The organism is Amycolatopsis sp. VC5-11 (assembly GCF_037034185.1).
Classification (GTDB): Bacteria; Actinomycetota; Actinomycetes; order Mycobacteriales; family Pseudonocardiaceae; genus Amycolatopsis; species Amycolatopsis nivea.
Genome location: NZ_JBAGKF010000002.1, coordinates 710,751 through 724,200 on the forward strand (window position 1 = coordinate 710,751; position 13,450 = coordinate 724,200).

Below are 13,450 nucleotides of genomic sequence, written 5' to 3' on the forward strand. Positions count from 1 at the left end.
ACCTCAAGGAGTCGCTCGATGCGCAAGATCGTGTCCACGTTGTTCGTCTCGCTCGACGGCGTGGTCGAGGCGCCGGACCAGTGGTCGCTCTCGTACTGGAACGACGAGCTCGAACACGCGGTGGGCGACGGCATGGCGGACGCCGACGCGATGTTGCTGGGCCGCGTGACCTACGAGGGCTTCGCCGAGGCGTGGCCCGGCCGCACGGACGACCCGGGCGCGGAGTTCATGAACAGCGTGCCGAAGTACGTCGCGTCCACCACCCTGACCGCGGCGGACTGGCACAACACGACCCTCCTGCGCGGCGACCTCGGCGAGGCGATCGCGGACCTGAAGTCCAGCGCGGGCGGCGACATCATGACCAGCGGCAGCACGACGCTCGTGCGGTGGCTCCTGTCGCACGGGCTGGTCGACGAGCTGACCCTGCTGCAGTACCCGGTGGTGGTCGGCAAGGGACGCCGGTTGTTCCCCGCGGAGGGGCCGCAGCTGGACTTCGAGCTGGCGGATTCGACGGCGTTCCGCAACGGGGTGCTGCGGCTGGTTTACCGGCCGTCCGACGACTGACACTGTCCTAAAAGGACTTCGCCCTGCCCGAAAACCGGCCCGCCGCGCAGGATTCGGGTCATTCCGCCAGACGGGCGCCGCGACGCCAGATGGCGCGGATGTTGAGCGTGTCGCTGATGTCGCGGGTCGGGTCGCCGTCGACGAGCAGAAGGTCGGCGCGGAGTCCTTCGGCGACGCGGCCCCGGTCGCTGAGGCGGAAGCGGCGGGCGGTGGTCGCGGTGGCTGCGCGCAAGGCTCGTTCGGGCGTGAGGCCGGCGTCCACGAGGTACTGCAGTTCGTGGTGCAGGCTCGCTCCGTGCGCGAGGCCTCCGAAGAACGTCTCGGGCATGGAGACATCGGTGCCGGCCAGCACGTCGACGCCCGCCGCGTCCAAGGCCCGCACGGTGTCGTACACGTCTTCGAGCTTGCCTTGCGGGTAGCGGTTGTAGCTGGAGCGCAGGGTTTCCTCCCACTCGCGGTCGAGGCGGGAGGCGACCCGCGGGTCGTCGGCGAGCGCGCTGCCGGTGATCCCCATCAGCGAGGCGTTGAGGCTGATGCAGGGGATGACGAACATGTCCGCGTCCTTGACGAGGCTGACGATCTCGGCGGTGTGCGGCTGGTCCATGAACACGTGGGCAAGCCCGTCGATGCCCGCTTCGACGGCCATTCTGGTCGCGTCGACGGTCAGCGCGTGGGCGACGGTGAGAGCGCCGTACTTCTTGGCTTCCGCGACCCCGGCGTTCACGGTGGCCTGGTCGAGACACGGCAGTCCGGGATGTCCCTCCACGCTGCCGTCGTCGATCATGAACTTGATGAAGTCGGAGCCCCGGGCGAGGAGCTGGGGGACGAAGGCGGCCGCTTCCTCGGGCGTGGTGGAGAACGGCATCAGCGGCATCACCGGCGGCAGGTCCCACTTCGGGCGGAACCCTTCGGGCATCAGCTCGCTGGGGTGACCGCCGGGCGGGGTGATGCCGAAACCGGCGGACCGTACGTCGGCCACGGTGTCGTCGCCGGTGATGTGCGTTCGGTTTTCCCGGGTGTTCATCCCCTGCATCTCCAGTTCGGTCGTCACGCCGAACCGCAGTGCCAGCGTCAGCGAGCCGGGTGCGGAGTGCACGTGCGCGTCGACGAGCCCCGGCAGCAGGGTGGCCCCGGTGCCGTCGACGGTTTCGCTGCCCGCGGGGATCTCGCCGCCGACCTGGACGATCCTCGTGCCGTCGAGGACCACGGTCTGCACGCCGAGGGACTTCTCCCCGTCGAAGACCCGGGCGTTGGCGATCGCGGTGAGTGTCATGGGAGGTCGTCTCGATTCATTGCTCAGGGTATTTACATACCTAATGCTATGTACTTGTCGCTGGGTATGCAACTGTGCTGGTGCGGGCCTAGGATCAAGCGCATGAGCAGCTCTCCCGAGCGGACCCCGGAGGATCCGGTGCTGGACCAGATCGGCCCGGCGCTGTCCCGGCTGCGCCGGCGAACCCCGGCGTCGAACAAGGATTTGTCCCGCAATCTCGTGCTCAACGTGATCGCCGATGCGTCCGACGAGACGACAGTCGGCGGGCTCGCGGTCGAGATGGGCGTCGCGCAACCGGTGGCGAGCCGGACTGTTGCCGCGTGCATCGCCGATGGGTTGCTGCGCCGGGCGGCCTCGCAGGCCGATGGGCGCCGGACCGTGCTTGAGCTGACCGAGCAGGGCGAGGCGGAACGCAACCGGTTCGCTGCCGAACAGCGGAAAGCGTTCGAGGAGATCACTGCCGCTTGGTCGGCGGAGGAGCGGGTTCAGTTCGCGCGACTGCTGGCCCGGTATGGTGCCGACGCCGCCGCTTGGTCGAGGAAGCAGGCCGCGAGGCGCGACTGAGGGGGTTGGATGGCGAAAATTCGGTGCGTGTGCGGGAACATCGTCCGCGACGACGACCCGCAGGACAGCATGTACTTCCTGACCAATGCCGAATTCGACGTCGACGCTCCTGGCATCGAGTTGTTCGGCAAAGCCACGCTGGTCGTGCGCTGTCCGGAATGCGAGCGCCTGTGGTTCTGGGGAGAAAACGGCGTATATCGCGAATACACGAAGGCCTGGGAGCGAGAGTCCTGAGCCGCCGCGGTGCTCCTTCGGGTCCGGCCCGAAGGAGCACCCCGGCTCAGTTCACCTGCCGTCCCTGCCCTTCCCAAAACGGCTGGCGCAGTTTGAACTTCTGGATCTTCCCGGTAGCCGTCCGCGGCAGTTCGGCGAGGAATTCCACGCGCTTCGGGCATTTGTATCCGGCCAGGTGCTGGCGGCAGTGCGTGATCAGCTCGTCCGCTGTCACCTCGGTTCCGTCGGTCACCACCAGCGCGGTGACCAGCTCGCCCCATTTCTCGTCCGGGATGCCGATCACCGCGGCTTCCCGGACGGCCGGGTGCGAGTTCAGCGCGTCTTCCACCTCGATGGACGACACGTTCTCGCCGCCGGTGATGATGACGTCCTTCTTGCGGTCGGCGATGGTGAGGTAGCCGTCGGTGAAGGTGCCGCCGTCGCCGGTGTGGAACCAGTTGCCTTCTTGCACCCGCGCGGTTTCGTCCGGGTTTTCCCAGTAGCCGTCGAGGTTGTGGTTGCTTTGGGTGAGGACCTCGCCGTCGGCGTCGATCGCGACGCGGACGCCCAGTGCCGGAGCGCCTGCGCGGCCCAGGAGTTTCGCCTGCTCGTGCGGGTCGAGGTCGGCCCATTCGCTGCGGAAGCGGTTGACGGTGACCAGCGGCGACGTCTCGGTCAGGCCGTAGATCTGGATGAATTCCCAGCCGAGTTCCGCGCGCACCCGTTCGATGGTGCGGGTCGGCGGCGGCGCGCCGGCCACGACGATGCGGACTCGGTCGCGGCCGGGGATTTCGCCGTCCCAAGTGGCGGCGCCGTCCAGGGCCGCGGTGACGACGGCGGGGGCGGCGCACATGATCGTCACGCCGTGGTCCTGCACGCGGCGCAGGATTTCGGCGCCGTCCACTTTGCGCAGCACGATGTGCCGTCCGCCGAGACCGGTGACCGCGTACGGCATGCCCCAGCCGTTCGCGTGGAACATCGGCAGCGTGTGCAGCAGGACGTCGTTGTCGCTGAGCGTGGTGTGCAGGCCGAAAGTCGTTGCGTTGAGCCACAAATTGCGGTGCGTGAGCTGGACGCCCTTCGGCCGCGCGGTGGTGCCCGAAGTGTAGTTGATCGTCGCGGTCGCGGATTCGTCGGCCGACCACGGCCGCGGTTCGCCGTCGCCGCCCCAGATCTTGTCGTCGTCCTCGCCGAGGACGAACACGTGTTTCGCGGTTACGCTGTCCAGCAACGGTTTCAGCTCGGGGTCGATCATCAGGACCTCGGCGCCGGAATGCTCGACGATGTAGCGCACCTCGGCGGCCGCGAGGCGGAAGTTCACCGGCACCAGGACGCGGCCCCAGCCGGAGACGCCGAAGAACGACGTCAGCAGTCGCGCGGAGTTGTGCGAGACGATCGCGACCCGGCCGCCGGTCGGAACGCCGAGCGCGTCGAGGTTCGCCGCCTGCGCGCGGGCGCGGCGGGCGAGTTCGCGGTAGGTCACCTCGCCCCAGGACTGCGCGGGCTGGGCAGGTTCGTCCACCACCGCGATCCGGTCCGGGTACACCGTTTCGGCGCGGTCGAGGAAATCGCGGACACTCAGGTCATAAAACACGTGCCGATCCCTTCGCGTCAGCGGGCCGCACTGCCCGCGCGGGTGATTTTCGCTCGCCGGACCGGATCCAGCCACCCCACATGGAGGGTGTCCGGCCGTCGGGACTTCAGAGGTAGCGGACGATGCAGAATTCGTGTCCCTCGGGGTCGGTCATCACCAGGACGACGCCTTCCCCGGGGTAGTCGTGGCGGATGCCGGTCCACTGGCCGCCGAGCTGTTCGATCTGCGCTCGCGCCTCGTCGACGTCGTCCACCTCGACGTCCAGATGCAGCCGCACCTTGCCGCGCTTGGGTTCGGGGACGCGCTGGAACGTCAGGCGGGGAGCGGCATCGAGCCGCGAGCCGACCGTGGCCCAGTCAGGTCCGTCATGCTCTCCAGAAACCGGCCGGTCGAGAATCGCGCTCCAGAAGCCGGCCAGCACCTGCGGTTCGGCGCAATCGATCGTGACGCCGCTTAGCCGTCTCACGGGGCCCGCAGCAACCCAGCGGCGCGAGCCCGGTTCACCGCCTGTACCCGATTGGACACAGCCAGCTTCCGCATCGCGTGTTTCAGGTACGACTTGACCGTGTTGGGCAGCAACCCGAGCCGGTCGGAGATCTCGTCGTTCGTGCAGCCCTCGCTCACCAGCCGCAGCACGTCGACCTCGCGCGGGGTCAGCGCGACGCCCGGCAGGTCCAGTTCCGGGCGCAGCCGCTCGCACACCGCCAGCAGCCGTTGCCGGGCGCTCTCGTCCTGGATCGACCCGGCGATCGCGGTGAGTTCGGCGTGCAGGTCGCCGCGTTCGGCAGCGGGGACAGCCGTCGGCGCGGCCAGCCGGCGCTGCACTTCCTCTTCGACCTCGATGTCGCGTCCCAGCCGCGTCGCCACCGCGGTCGCCGCGTGCAACAGCCGATCGCCGAACGTGATCGAATCCCGGGACGCCGCGTACAGCACGGCGCGCGTGGACTCGCCGACGCGCACCGGCAGCGCCACCATCGCGCGCAGCCGTTCGGGTTCCACCGCGTGGTCGTATTTGTGCGTGATGCCCTGTGCGCTGAGGTAGTCGACCACCGTCGACGGCCGGGCCAGTGCCACCGCTTTGCCGCCGAGCCCGGCCCCGGTGTCCACCTGGACGTGCTGCAACGACCGGGTGGTGGTGCCGCGCAACTGGTCGATGACATGCGAACGGGAAGCCGCCGACACCGGTCCGCCCATCGCGACCGGCAGTTCGGTGGCGATCTGCAGTGCTTTGAGCGCGCCGGCGACCAGGGGGCTGGCCGTCAGCGCGAGCCGGCCCGGAGGCGTCATGGGCACCGTCCCGCTTCACTCGACCTTGCTGGGTGGACGTCCACGTTACGCGTTGCGTCGCGTTCGGACTACTCGTGTGGTTCGGTGGCACACGTGGCAACCACGGATTTCGATACCGTCGCCGACCGGCTCTACGCAGGTGAACCGGCCGACTTCGTCGCGGAGCGCACCGCGGCCGCCCGCGCGGCGAAGGAAGCGGGCGACGTCGAGCTGGCGCGCCGGATCCGCGCGCTGCGCAAGCCGACCGCGGCCGCGGCGTACGTCAACCGCCTGGCGCGCGACGGTTCCGCTCCGCTGACCGAGCTGGCGTCGCTCGGCGACAAGCTGCGCGACGCGCACGAGCAGCTCGACGGCTCCCGGCTGCGCGAACTGGCGCACCAGCGCGCGGAGCTGGTGCAGCGGATCGTGCGGGACGCGACCGGCTTGAGCGATTCCGTCGAACGCGAGGTGGAGGAAACGCTGGAGGCGATCGTCGCGGACGCCGACGTCGCCCGGCTGGCACTGGCCGGACGGCTGACGTCGAAGGCCCGCCAGGACGCCGACCGCTGGCTGTCCCTGCCGACGAATCCCGCGCCTGCCAAGAAGACCCGACAGTCCGAAAAGGACCGGAAAGCCGAGGAGGAAGCTCGGGTCCGCGCCCTGGAACGGCGGCAAGCGGTCCGCGCGCGGGCGGAGGCCGAGCGGAACCTGCAGCGCGCGGAGCGGACAGCCGAGCAGGCCGACGAGCGGGTGACCGAATTGCGGGAACGGCTCGCCGAGGCGGAGCAACGCGCTGCCCGGGCGGCCGACGACCTGGCCAAGGCGCAAAAGACTTTCGAGGAAGCCGACGATGCTGTCCAGCGGTCTTGACGGCGAGCTCGCGTTGTCGCCGCTGCGCCCGGACGACGCCGAGGCGCACTTCGCGGGCGAGGACCCGGAGCTGATCCGCTGGCTCAACGGCGGGCCGGGGACGCTCGCCGGGACCCGGGAGTATTTCCAGCACTGCCAGGAGGAATGGGCTTCCGGCGGGCCGTTGCGGGCGTTCGGCATCCGAGTGAACGACGTGCTCGCGGGGACGGTCGACCTGCGCTTCTCCGGCGAACATCTCGCGCCGGGCGAGGTGAACGTGGCGTACGGCTTGTATCCGGCCTGGCGGGGCCGCGGGTTCGCCACGAGAGCGGTGCTGCTGGCGGTCCGGTACGCGGCCGGCGAGGGCGCTGAGCGGGCGGTGATCAAGGTGGAGCCGGATAACGTCAGCTCGGGCGCGGTGGCTCGGCGGGTCGGGTTCGAGCTGAGTGGTCGGGTGGTCGAGGACGGCACGGTGCTGGACCGGTACGTCCGTGACCTTGGTTAGCGGCTGATTTCCGTTCCGGCGCACCAGACTGTGCGGATGGCGCGGGTAGCGGACAGGTCGGCCACCGGATCGCCGTCGATGAGGACCAGGTCGGCGCGCAGTCCGGCTCGGATCTCGCCGCGGTCGGTCAGGCCGAATGCCTGCGCCGGAGCGACGGTCGCGGCCCGCAGGATTTCCACCGTGCTCAACCCGGCTTCGGCCAGCAGTTCGAATTCGTGGTGCAGGCTCGCCCCGTGCGCGACCGCGACAGGGGCTCCGGAACCTCCGTTGGCGTCGGTTCCGGCGAGGATTTCGACCCCGGCCGCGCGCAACGCGGCCACGTTCGCGAGGTGATCGCCCTCGGCTCCGGCGAAGAACGCGAGCGCGCCTTCCATCATGGTGAGCGTCGGGATCGCCGTCTGCCCGGCGGCTTTCATCGCGGCGACGTCCTCGGCGGCGATTCGGCCGACCACCGGCACATGCGTCACGAATCGCGCGCCGGTCGCCACCGCCAGGTGGTACGCGCCGGGGGTCGCTGCGTGCACGACAGCGGCCAAGCCTCGCTTCCGTGCCGTGTCGACCAGCGCCTGCAACGCCTCCGCGGGCGGGCCGCCGTCACCGGGAGCCTCGGCGACGCCTTTCACGTAGTCGACGCCCTCCGCGACCCGCGCTTCCACGAACTGGACGGCGGCTTCCGCGGTGGTGACGATCGCGGATCCGGGCATTTCCGGGATCGTCGCGTGCAGGCCGTCCGGGCCGATCAGGGGCAGCCCGGCGCTGCGGAAATCCGCCGGGCCCGCGGTGCGCAGCGCGGCCACGCGCTCGGCTGGCCAGCACGCCATGTCCAGCCCGGTGGTGACGCCCCACGCGGCGAGATCGGTCAGCTGCTCCGGCCGCTCCAGGTGGACGTGCGCGTCGATGAACCCGGGCAGCAGCGCCGCTCCGGCAACGTCGATTTCCCGTGCCCCCGCGGGATCCGTGCCCAGTACCGCCCCGTCGATCACGACGGTGCGCGGTTCGGTGAGCCCCAGCCCGTCGAAGACGCGCGCGTTGCGCAGAGCGGTTTTCGCCACGATCCCTCCCCGGGTCAGTGGACGCGATACCGCAAGAGTACTGAGTTGTCGTCCACCAGAGCAGAGAGAAGTTCGAGCTGCTGCGGGTCGATGGCCGCGCCCATCGCGACGCGCGGGGCGTCCCCGGCGATCAGCATCGGCGCGACGGTCAGGCGCAGTTCGTCCACGACGCCCGCGGCCAGCAGCGACGCGAACAGGTGCGGTCCGCCCTCGCAGTCGATGCGGCGGAGGCCTCGCCGGGCCAGTTCGTCCACTGCGGCCCGCAGGTCGACGTCGCCGTGCCGGGGGCGCGGGCGCTGGTCGTCCGGATCCGCGTGCAGAGCCGGGTCGCCGGTGGCCTCGTGCAGGGTTGGGTCGCCTGTCCCAGCGACCAGGACGTCCGCCCCGGCCGACGCCCACGCCGCGCGCAGTTCCGGATCGGTCGCCGCGCTCGTGACGACGATCGTCGGCACCAGCGCCTTGGTGATCACCGGGGCGTCCGGCGGCAGCGAACGGCCGGTGCTGACCACGGCGATCGGCGCGATCGGGGCCAGCCCGTGCCTGCGCCGCCGCTCCGCGGTCTTCTCGTCCGGGCGCAGGCCCTCGAACCCCTCGGCCAGTGCGGTGCCCGCACCGACCAGCACGACGTCGGCGAGGTCGTTGCCCAGCCGGTAGACGATCCGGTCCGCGGGCGTCGACAGCCCGCCCGAGCGGCCGTCGACGGTGATCCCGCCGTCGGCGCTCGACACGAAGTTCACCGCGAGCCATTTCGGCACGTCCGGATAGACGTAGAGCTGCTCGACGTCGGCCTCGGTGCGGTCTTGGTTGCCGGGGAAGATCTCGCGCATCAGACCGACCGTACAACGTTCGCCGGCGGCCGGGTGCCGACGATGCTCGCCACCATCTCCGCGACCTGCCGCGTTTCGCGGACCTGGTGCGCGCGGAACATCGCCGCGCCGTGCAGCGCGGACACCGCGGTGGCGGCGAGCGTGCCGATGACGCGTTCGCCGACCGGGAGGTCCAGCGTTTCGCCGATGACGTCCTTGTTCGACAGCGCCATCAGCACCGGCCAGCCGGTGGCGACCAGCGCGTCGACGTGCCGGAGCAGTTCGAGCGACTGGTAGGAGTTCTTCCCGAAGTCGATGCAGGGGTCGATCATGATGCCCTCGCGCGGCACGCCCGCCGCGAGCGCGCGCTCGGCCAGTTCGGTGGTGCCTTCGACCACCGCGGCGACCACGTCGTCGTACACCGGCCGGAGCGCTTCGGTGCGCGGCACGAGACCGTTGGTGTGCGAGCAGATGTAGCCCGCGCCGTGCTCGGCGGCGACGTCGAGGATCTCCGGTTCGATCGCGGCCCAGTTGTCGTTGACCAGGTCCGCGCCCGCGCGGCAGACGGCGTCGGCGACCTCGGCGCGGTAGGTGTCCACGCTGATGACCAGCTCGGGGAAGTGCTCGCGGGCCCACTCGACGGTCGGCACGACGCGGCGGATCTCCTCGGCCGCGGTGACCTCGGGGCCCTTTCCGGCGGGCACGCCGCCGATGTCGATCAGGTCGGCGCCCTCGGCGTGCGCGCGGCGGATGGCCGCTTGCGCGGGGGCTTCTTCGAAGGTCGCACCGTTGTCGTAGAACGAGTCGGGGGTGCGATTGATGATGGCCATCACCAGGGCGCGGTCACTGGTGAGGCGACGGCCTCGGAACACGAGGTCGGGCGTATGCATGCGGTCTCCCGGGCCGGAACGAAAGATCTCGCGTGATCATAGGCGAGTTCGCGGCGGGAGTACGTCCGGCAGGTGGCGGGCGGAGCGGTCCGGAGGCCACCTGCGTCCGGGCGTTCGGTCGATCGGCTTGGCGGGTGCGATCAGGAGGCGAGCGCCTCGTTGACGGTCAGGAACTCGCCCGCGGTGCGCGTGGCGGAGAATTCGATCACGCGGTAATGCGCGAGCCGTTGCAGCACGAGCGGGTCGGTGGCGAGCACGGCGTCCAGCTTGCCGCGCAGGCACGGGCGGGAGATGATGACCTGGTCGGCGTCCTCGTTTCCTTTTCCGGAAACGAGGAACAATCCATGCGCGAACTGGCTTCGCAGCCACTCGGCGTGTTCGGCCAGTGCGTAGTCGACTTCGTTTCGAGGGGCTGTGTAGGACAGCAATGCGATGTACATGACCTCAGAGTAGGACGCTCGGTCGGATGGTGCATCCTCCTCCCGAGTGCCGTCCTGGTTCATCGAATGGTCAAGTATTCCCAATAACTCTTTACGGATAAGCGTACTGCTTGGATTTCCGTTACGGGGTACGGAAAATCCTGCGGCCCGGCGTTTCCGCAGGACATTTCGGACGGATGGTCAAGACCACCCCCAGTTCTGCGTGAAGCAGCCCGCCAGATAAAGATCCACGCGGTCGGCGAAGCGGCTCGGATCGCGTCCGGTGAGTTCGCCGATCCGGGTGATCCGGTATCGCAGGGTGTTCACGTGCAAGTGCAGAGTGGCCGACGTCTGTGTCCAAGATCCCGAATGTTCCAGGAACGCCTTGAGCGTCGTTATCAATTCGGAACCGTGTGCCGCGTCGTACGCGAGTACCGGTCCCAGTACTTTTTCGCCGAATGTCCGCCGCAGGTCCTCCGGCACGGCGGCGAGCAGCAACAGATGCGACGCCACTTCGTCGCCGGACAGCACCGTCGCGCGGCCCGGCGTCAGCGCGGCCAGCGTGCGCGCGTGCCGGGCTTCCTGCACCCCGGCGCGGAGCCCGCCGGCGTCCGCGGCCCGGCTCAGGCCGAGCGTCAGCCGCGCGGACCCGAGCGCGGGTTCGATCGTGTGCACCGCCTCCCGCAACGTTTCGGTGTCGCGCGAGGAGCAGAGACCGAAGGTCTCCCCGTCGACGGTCGCCACCAGCACCGGCTGTCCGGTGGTCGAAAGCAGCTCCTCCACCAGCACCTGCGCGAGGCCCGGCCCGCCGCCGCGGACCTCGGCGGACAGCGTCGTCACCGGTTCCTGCGGCGCGAACCCGGCCGCGGACAGCCGGGAGGTCAGCTCGCCCGGCGCGGCGTCGTCGGAGAGCACCAGCCGGAGCAGCGGTTCGGCCGTGCGGTTCTCGATCCGCCTGGCCTCGTCCACCCGGGACCGTTCGAGCCCGACCAGCGCCGCCAGTTCCAGCGCCAGCTCGCGGCGCGCGGACGGCCACTGCGCCGGATCGCCGTCCACCACGAGGAACCAGCTCGCGATCCGGTGGCCCGAGCGTCCGGCCGCGCCGAGCAGGGTGACCGGACCGTCCTGGCACGGCAGCCGTTCGGCGCGCAGGAAGCGGCGGGCCAGCGCGGTGCGGCGCGCGGCGGGCAGTTCGGGGCCGCCCGCCAGCTGCTGCCCGGTCGCGCTCAGCACGAGACAGCCGGTGCCCAGCTCCTCCGCGCCGGCCTTGACCAGCGCGGACAGTCCGTGGCCGGAGGTCACCGCGGCCACCAGCCGCCGGTGCGAATCGCGAGCAGGCGCCGAGCGCTCCGCCGCGAGGCCCAGGATCACCCGCTCGGCCACGGTCGCGAACGAAACCGACACCGGCACCTCGAACAACGGCAGCCCGACGCGCTCGCAGGCGGCCACGAGATAGTCCGGCACCGGGCCGCCGACCTCGGCGGTGCCCGCCCCGAGCGCGGTCACCCCCGCGGCGGCGAGTTTGCCGACGAACACGTCCGCGTCCGCGGGACCGGGCAGCCAGCGCATTCCGCACAGCACGATCTCGCCGCCGTCGAGGTACCGCGTCGGATCCTGCAGGGTCGCCTGGAAGACGCGGCCGAACTCGCGGTCGCGCGCCTTCTCGCCCGCCAGCAGCCGCAACCCCAGCTCCGGGGTGTCGAGCAGTGCACCCAGCCGCATGCGCGCCTCCTTCCGCCCATCAGTACCGCACACCAGAGGGGTTTGGCGGAAGCTACGAAAAACCGGCCGTTCGCCGTCGCCGCTTTCGGTGGATCTGCCGTGGCCCGGGCCACGCCGCGGCAGGTGTACTCACTCGGCGAGCGAACGAGAAGGGATGACCAATGGCGATCGTTCTTGGCGACAACCGCTACGGGAAGGCTGAAAACCGGCTGGTCCGCGTCGACCGCGAAGGCGACGAGCACCGGATCACCGACCTCACCGTGAGCGTGTCGCTGTCGGGCGACATGAGCGACACCCACCTGACCGGGGCCAACGACAAGGTGCTGGCCACCGACACGCAGAAGAACACCGTCTTCGCCTTCGCCCGCGACGGCATCGGCGAGATCGAGGACTTCGCGCTGCGGCTGGCCCGGCATTTCGTGTCCACGCAGGAGAGCATCCACGCCGCCCGGGTCGGGATCGTGGCTCATCCGTGGGAGCGGCTGCAGGTCGGCGGACGGCCGGCGCATCACTCGTTCGCCCGGTCCGGGGCGGGCACCCGCACCACGCGCGTCACCTACGACGGCGAGCGGGCCTGGGTGCTCGGCGGGGTCGAGGACCTGACCGTGCTCAACTCCACCGGATCCGAATTCTGGGGCTTCCCGCGCGACGAATACACCACGCTGGTCGAGGTCAAGGACCGGATCCTGGCCACCGCGGTGTCCGCGACCTGGCGGTACTCGGTCGAGGAGACCGACTGGACGCACGCGCACGAGACCGCGCTCGCCACCCTGCTCGACGCGTTCGGCGGCACGCACAGCCAGTCCCTGCAGCAGACGCTGTACGCGATGGGGCAGGCGGTGCTGGAGGCCGTCCCGGAGATCGCGGAGATCCGGTTCTCGCTGCCGAACAAGCACCACTTCCTCGTCGACCTCGAGCCGTTCGGCCTCGACAACCCCGGCGAGGTGTTCTACGCCGCCGACCGGCCCTACGGCCTGATCGAGGGCACCGTCCTGCGCGACGACGCCCCGCCCGCCGGTCCGGCCTGGTCCTGAGCAAACCCGAAACCCGAGCTGTTGGGAGCAGTACTGTCATGACCGTGTCCATCGATGCCGACGTCGAACGCGCCTGGCTCGCCGAATGCGTGCGGATCGCCGAGAAGAACGTCGCCGACGGCGGCGGCCCGTTCGGCGCGCTCGTGGTGAGGGACGGCGAAATCGTCGCGACCGGCGTCAACCGCGTCACCCCGTCGCTCGACCCGACCGCGCACGCCGAGGTGGTCGCGATCCGCGCGGCCTGCCAGGCGCTCGGCACGTTCAGCCTCGCCGGCTGCGTGCTCGTCTCCTCGTGCGAGCCGTGCCCGATGTGCCTCGCCTCGTCGCTGTGGGCGCGCGTGGACCGCGTGCTGTACACGGCCGACCGCGACGACGCCGCCCGCGCCGGGTTCGACGACCGGGCCTTCTACGAGCTGTTCGAGAACCCGCGCGAAACGTGGCAGACCCCGGTTTCGCGAGTGTCCACACCGGAGGCTTTCGCCCCGTTCTCCGCCTGGCTCAACCGGTCCGACCGGATCGAGTACTGAGCCTCGGCGAGTGCTGATGCCGGTCAGAATCGGCTTCAGCGTTCCCCGCCCCACCCCACCGGGCCACCCTCCCGGTGCTGACCGGAGCACCAGAAAAACGCAAACGTCCCGCCGTCCCGTCCCGTGCGTATGCCAGGGATGCGGTGCGGCACACCCACCGGCAAGGGGAGGA

At 70.2% G+C, this 13,450-nt stretch carries 16 protein-coding genes; 7 read left to right on the top strand and 9 right to left on the bottom strand.

The window, feature by feature from the left end; genetic code table 11:
• Positions 1–18 precede the first annotated feature (18 nt).
• Positions 19–564 carry a dihydrofolate reductase family protein gene (locus WA670_RS10750; RefSeq protein WP_037815178.1) on the top strand — a complete coding sequence of 182 codons (546 nt, stop codon included), beginning with the start codon at positions 19–21 and terminating at the stop codon, positions 562–564.
• Between the two features lie 58 nt (positions 565–622).
• Here WA670_RS10750 and WA670_RS10755 read toward each other — a convergent pair whose 3' ends face one another.
• Complete coding sequence (locus WA670_RS10755) at positions 623–1,837, bottom strand: amidohydrolase family protein (protein WP_336157602.1); 1,215 nt, start codon at positions 1,835–1,837, stop codon at positions 623–625.
• 102 nt (positions 1,838–1,939) lie between these two features.
• On the opposite strand from WA670_RS10755, the gene WA670_RS10760 reads away from it, so the two are divergent.
• Together WA670_RS10760 and WA670_RS10765 are read left to right on the top strand one after the other, a co-directional pair.
• Positions 1,940–2,401 carry a MarR family winged helix-turn-helix transcriptional regulator gene (locus WA670_RS10760; RefSeq protein WP_134729886.1) on the top strand — a complete coding sequence of 154 codons (462 nt, stop codon included), beginning with the start codon at positions 1,940–1,942 and terminating at the stop codon, positions 2,399–2,401.
• A gap of 9 nt (positions 2,402–2,410) precedes the next feature.
• Positions 2,411–2,635 carry a hypothetical protein gene (locus tag WA670_RS10765; protein ID WP_037815175.1) on the top strand — a complete coding sequence of 75 codons (225 nt, stop codon included), beginning with the start codon at positions 2,411–2,413 and terminating at the stop codon, positions 2,633–2,635.
• 46 nt (positions 2,636–2,681) lie between these two features.
• Here the strand turns inward: WA670_RS10765 and WA670_RS10770 are convergent, their stop codons facing one another.
• The 3 genes from WA670_RS10770 to WA670_RS10780 form a co-directional block, all read right to left on the bottom strand.
• A complete protein-coding gene (locus WA670_RS10770; RefSeq protein WP_336157603.1) occupies positions 2,682–4,208 on the bottom strand; it encodes an AMP-binding protein in 1,527 nt (508 codons plus the stop codon).
• A gap of 106 nt (positions 4,209–4,314) precedes the next feature.
• On the bottom strand, positions 4,315–4,674 hold the full coding sequence (locus tag WA670_RS10775; RefSeq protein ID WP_134729879.1) for a VOC family protein: 360 nt from the start codon (positions 4,672–4,674) through the stop codon (positions 4,315–4,317).
• A complete protein-coding gene (locus tag WA670_RS10780) occupies positions 4,671–5,495 on the bottom strand; it encodes a response regulator transcription factor (protein WP_134729877.1) in 825 nt (274 codons plus the stop codon). The genes WA670_RS10775 and WA670_RS10780 overlap by 4 nt, the downstream gene beginning before the upstream one ends.
• A gap of 93 nt (positions 5,496–5,588) precedes the next feature.
• On the opposite strand from WA670_RS10780, the gene WA670_RS10785 reads away from it, so the two are divergent.
• Together WA670_RS10785 and WA670_RS10790 are read left to right on the top strand one after the other, a co-directional pair.
• Positions 5,589–6,344, top strand: a complete 756-nt coding sequence (locus tag WA670_RS10785; protein WP_037815170.1) for a hypothetical protein — start codon at positions 5,589–5,591, stop codon at positions 6,342–6,344.
• Positions 6,325–6,828, top strand: coding sequence for a GNAT family N-acetyltransferase (locus WA670_RS10790; RefSeq protein WP_336157604.1), 504 nt, complete (start codon positions 6,325–6,327; stop codon positions 6,826–6,828). Before WA670_RS10785 ends, WA670_RS10790 begins: the two co-directional genes overlap by 20 nt.
• Here WA670_RS10790 and WA670_RS10795 read toward each other — a convergent pair.
• The 5 genes from WA670_RS10795 to WA670_RS10815 form a co-directional block, all read right to left on the bottom strand.
• Positions 6,825–7,880 (bottom strand): amidohydrolase family protein, encoded by a 1,056-nt coding sequence (locus WA670_RS10795; protein ID WP_336157605.1) that lies wholly within the window; start codon positions 7,878–7,880, stop codon positions 6,825–6,827. The two genes, WA670_RS10790 and WA670_RS10795, sit on opposite strands and share 4 nt — an antisense overlap.
• A 14-nt stretch (positions 7,881–7,894) precedes the next feature.
• Positions 7,895–8,707: a pyrimidine reductase family protein gene (locus tag WA670_RS10800; RefSeq protein ID WP_134670052.1), complete on the bottom strand. Its 813-nt coding sequence runs from the start codon at positions 8,705–8,707 to the stop codon at positions 7,895–7,897.
• A complete protein-coding gene (gene folP, locus WA670_RS10805) occupies positions 8,707–9,576 on the bottom strand; it encodes a dihydropteroate synthase (RefSeq protein ID WP_134729873.1) in 870 nt (289 codons plus the stop codon). The genes WA670_RS10800 and folP overlap by 1 nt, the downstream gene beginning before the upstream one ends.
• 140 nt (positions 9,577–9,716) lie before the next feature.
• Positions 9,717–10,016 (bottom strand): YciI family protein, encoded by a 300-nt coding sequence (locus WA670_RS10810; RefSeq protein ID WP_037815164.1) that lies wholly within the window; start codon positions 10,014–10,016, stop codon positions 9,717–9,719.
• 180 nt (positions 10,017–10,196) lie between these two features.
• A complete protein-coding gene (locus tag WA670_RS10815; RefSeq protein WP_336157606.1) occupies positions 10,197–11,717 on the bottom strand; it encodes a PucR family transcriptional regulator in 1,521 nt (506 codons plus the stop codon).
• 161 nt (positions 11,718–11,878) lie between these two features.
• Here WA670_RS10815 and pucL point away from each other — a divergent pair, with 161 nt between their 5' ends.
• On the top strand, positions 11,879–12,751 hold the full coding sequence (pucL, locus tag WA670_RS10820; protein ID WP_037815161.1) for a factor-independent urate hydroxylase: 873 nt from the start codon (positions 11,879–11,881) through the stop codon (positions 12,749–12,751).
• A gap of 38 nt (positions 12,752–12,789) precedes the next feature.
• Positions 12,790–13,278: a nucleoside deaminase gene (locus WA670_RS10825; RefSeq protein WP_336157607.1), complete on the top strand. Its 489-nt coding sequence runs from the start codon at positions 12,790–12,792 to the stop codon at positions 13,276–13,278.
• Positions 13,279–13,450 lie beyond the last annotated feature (172 nt).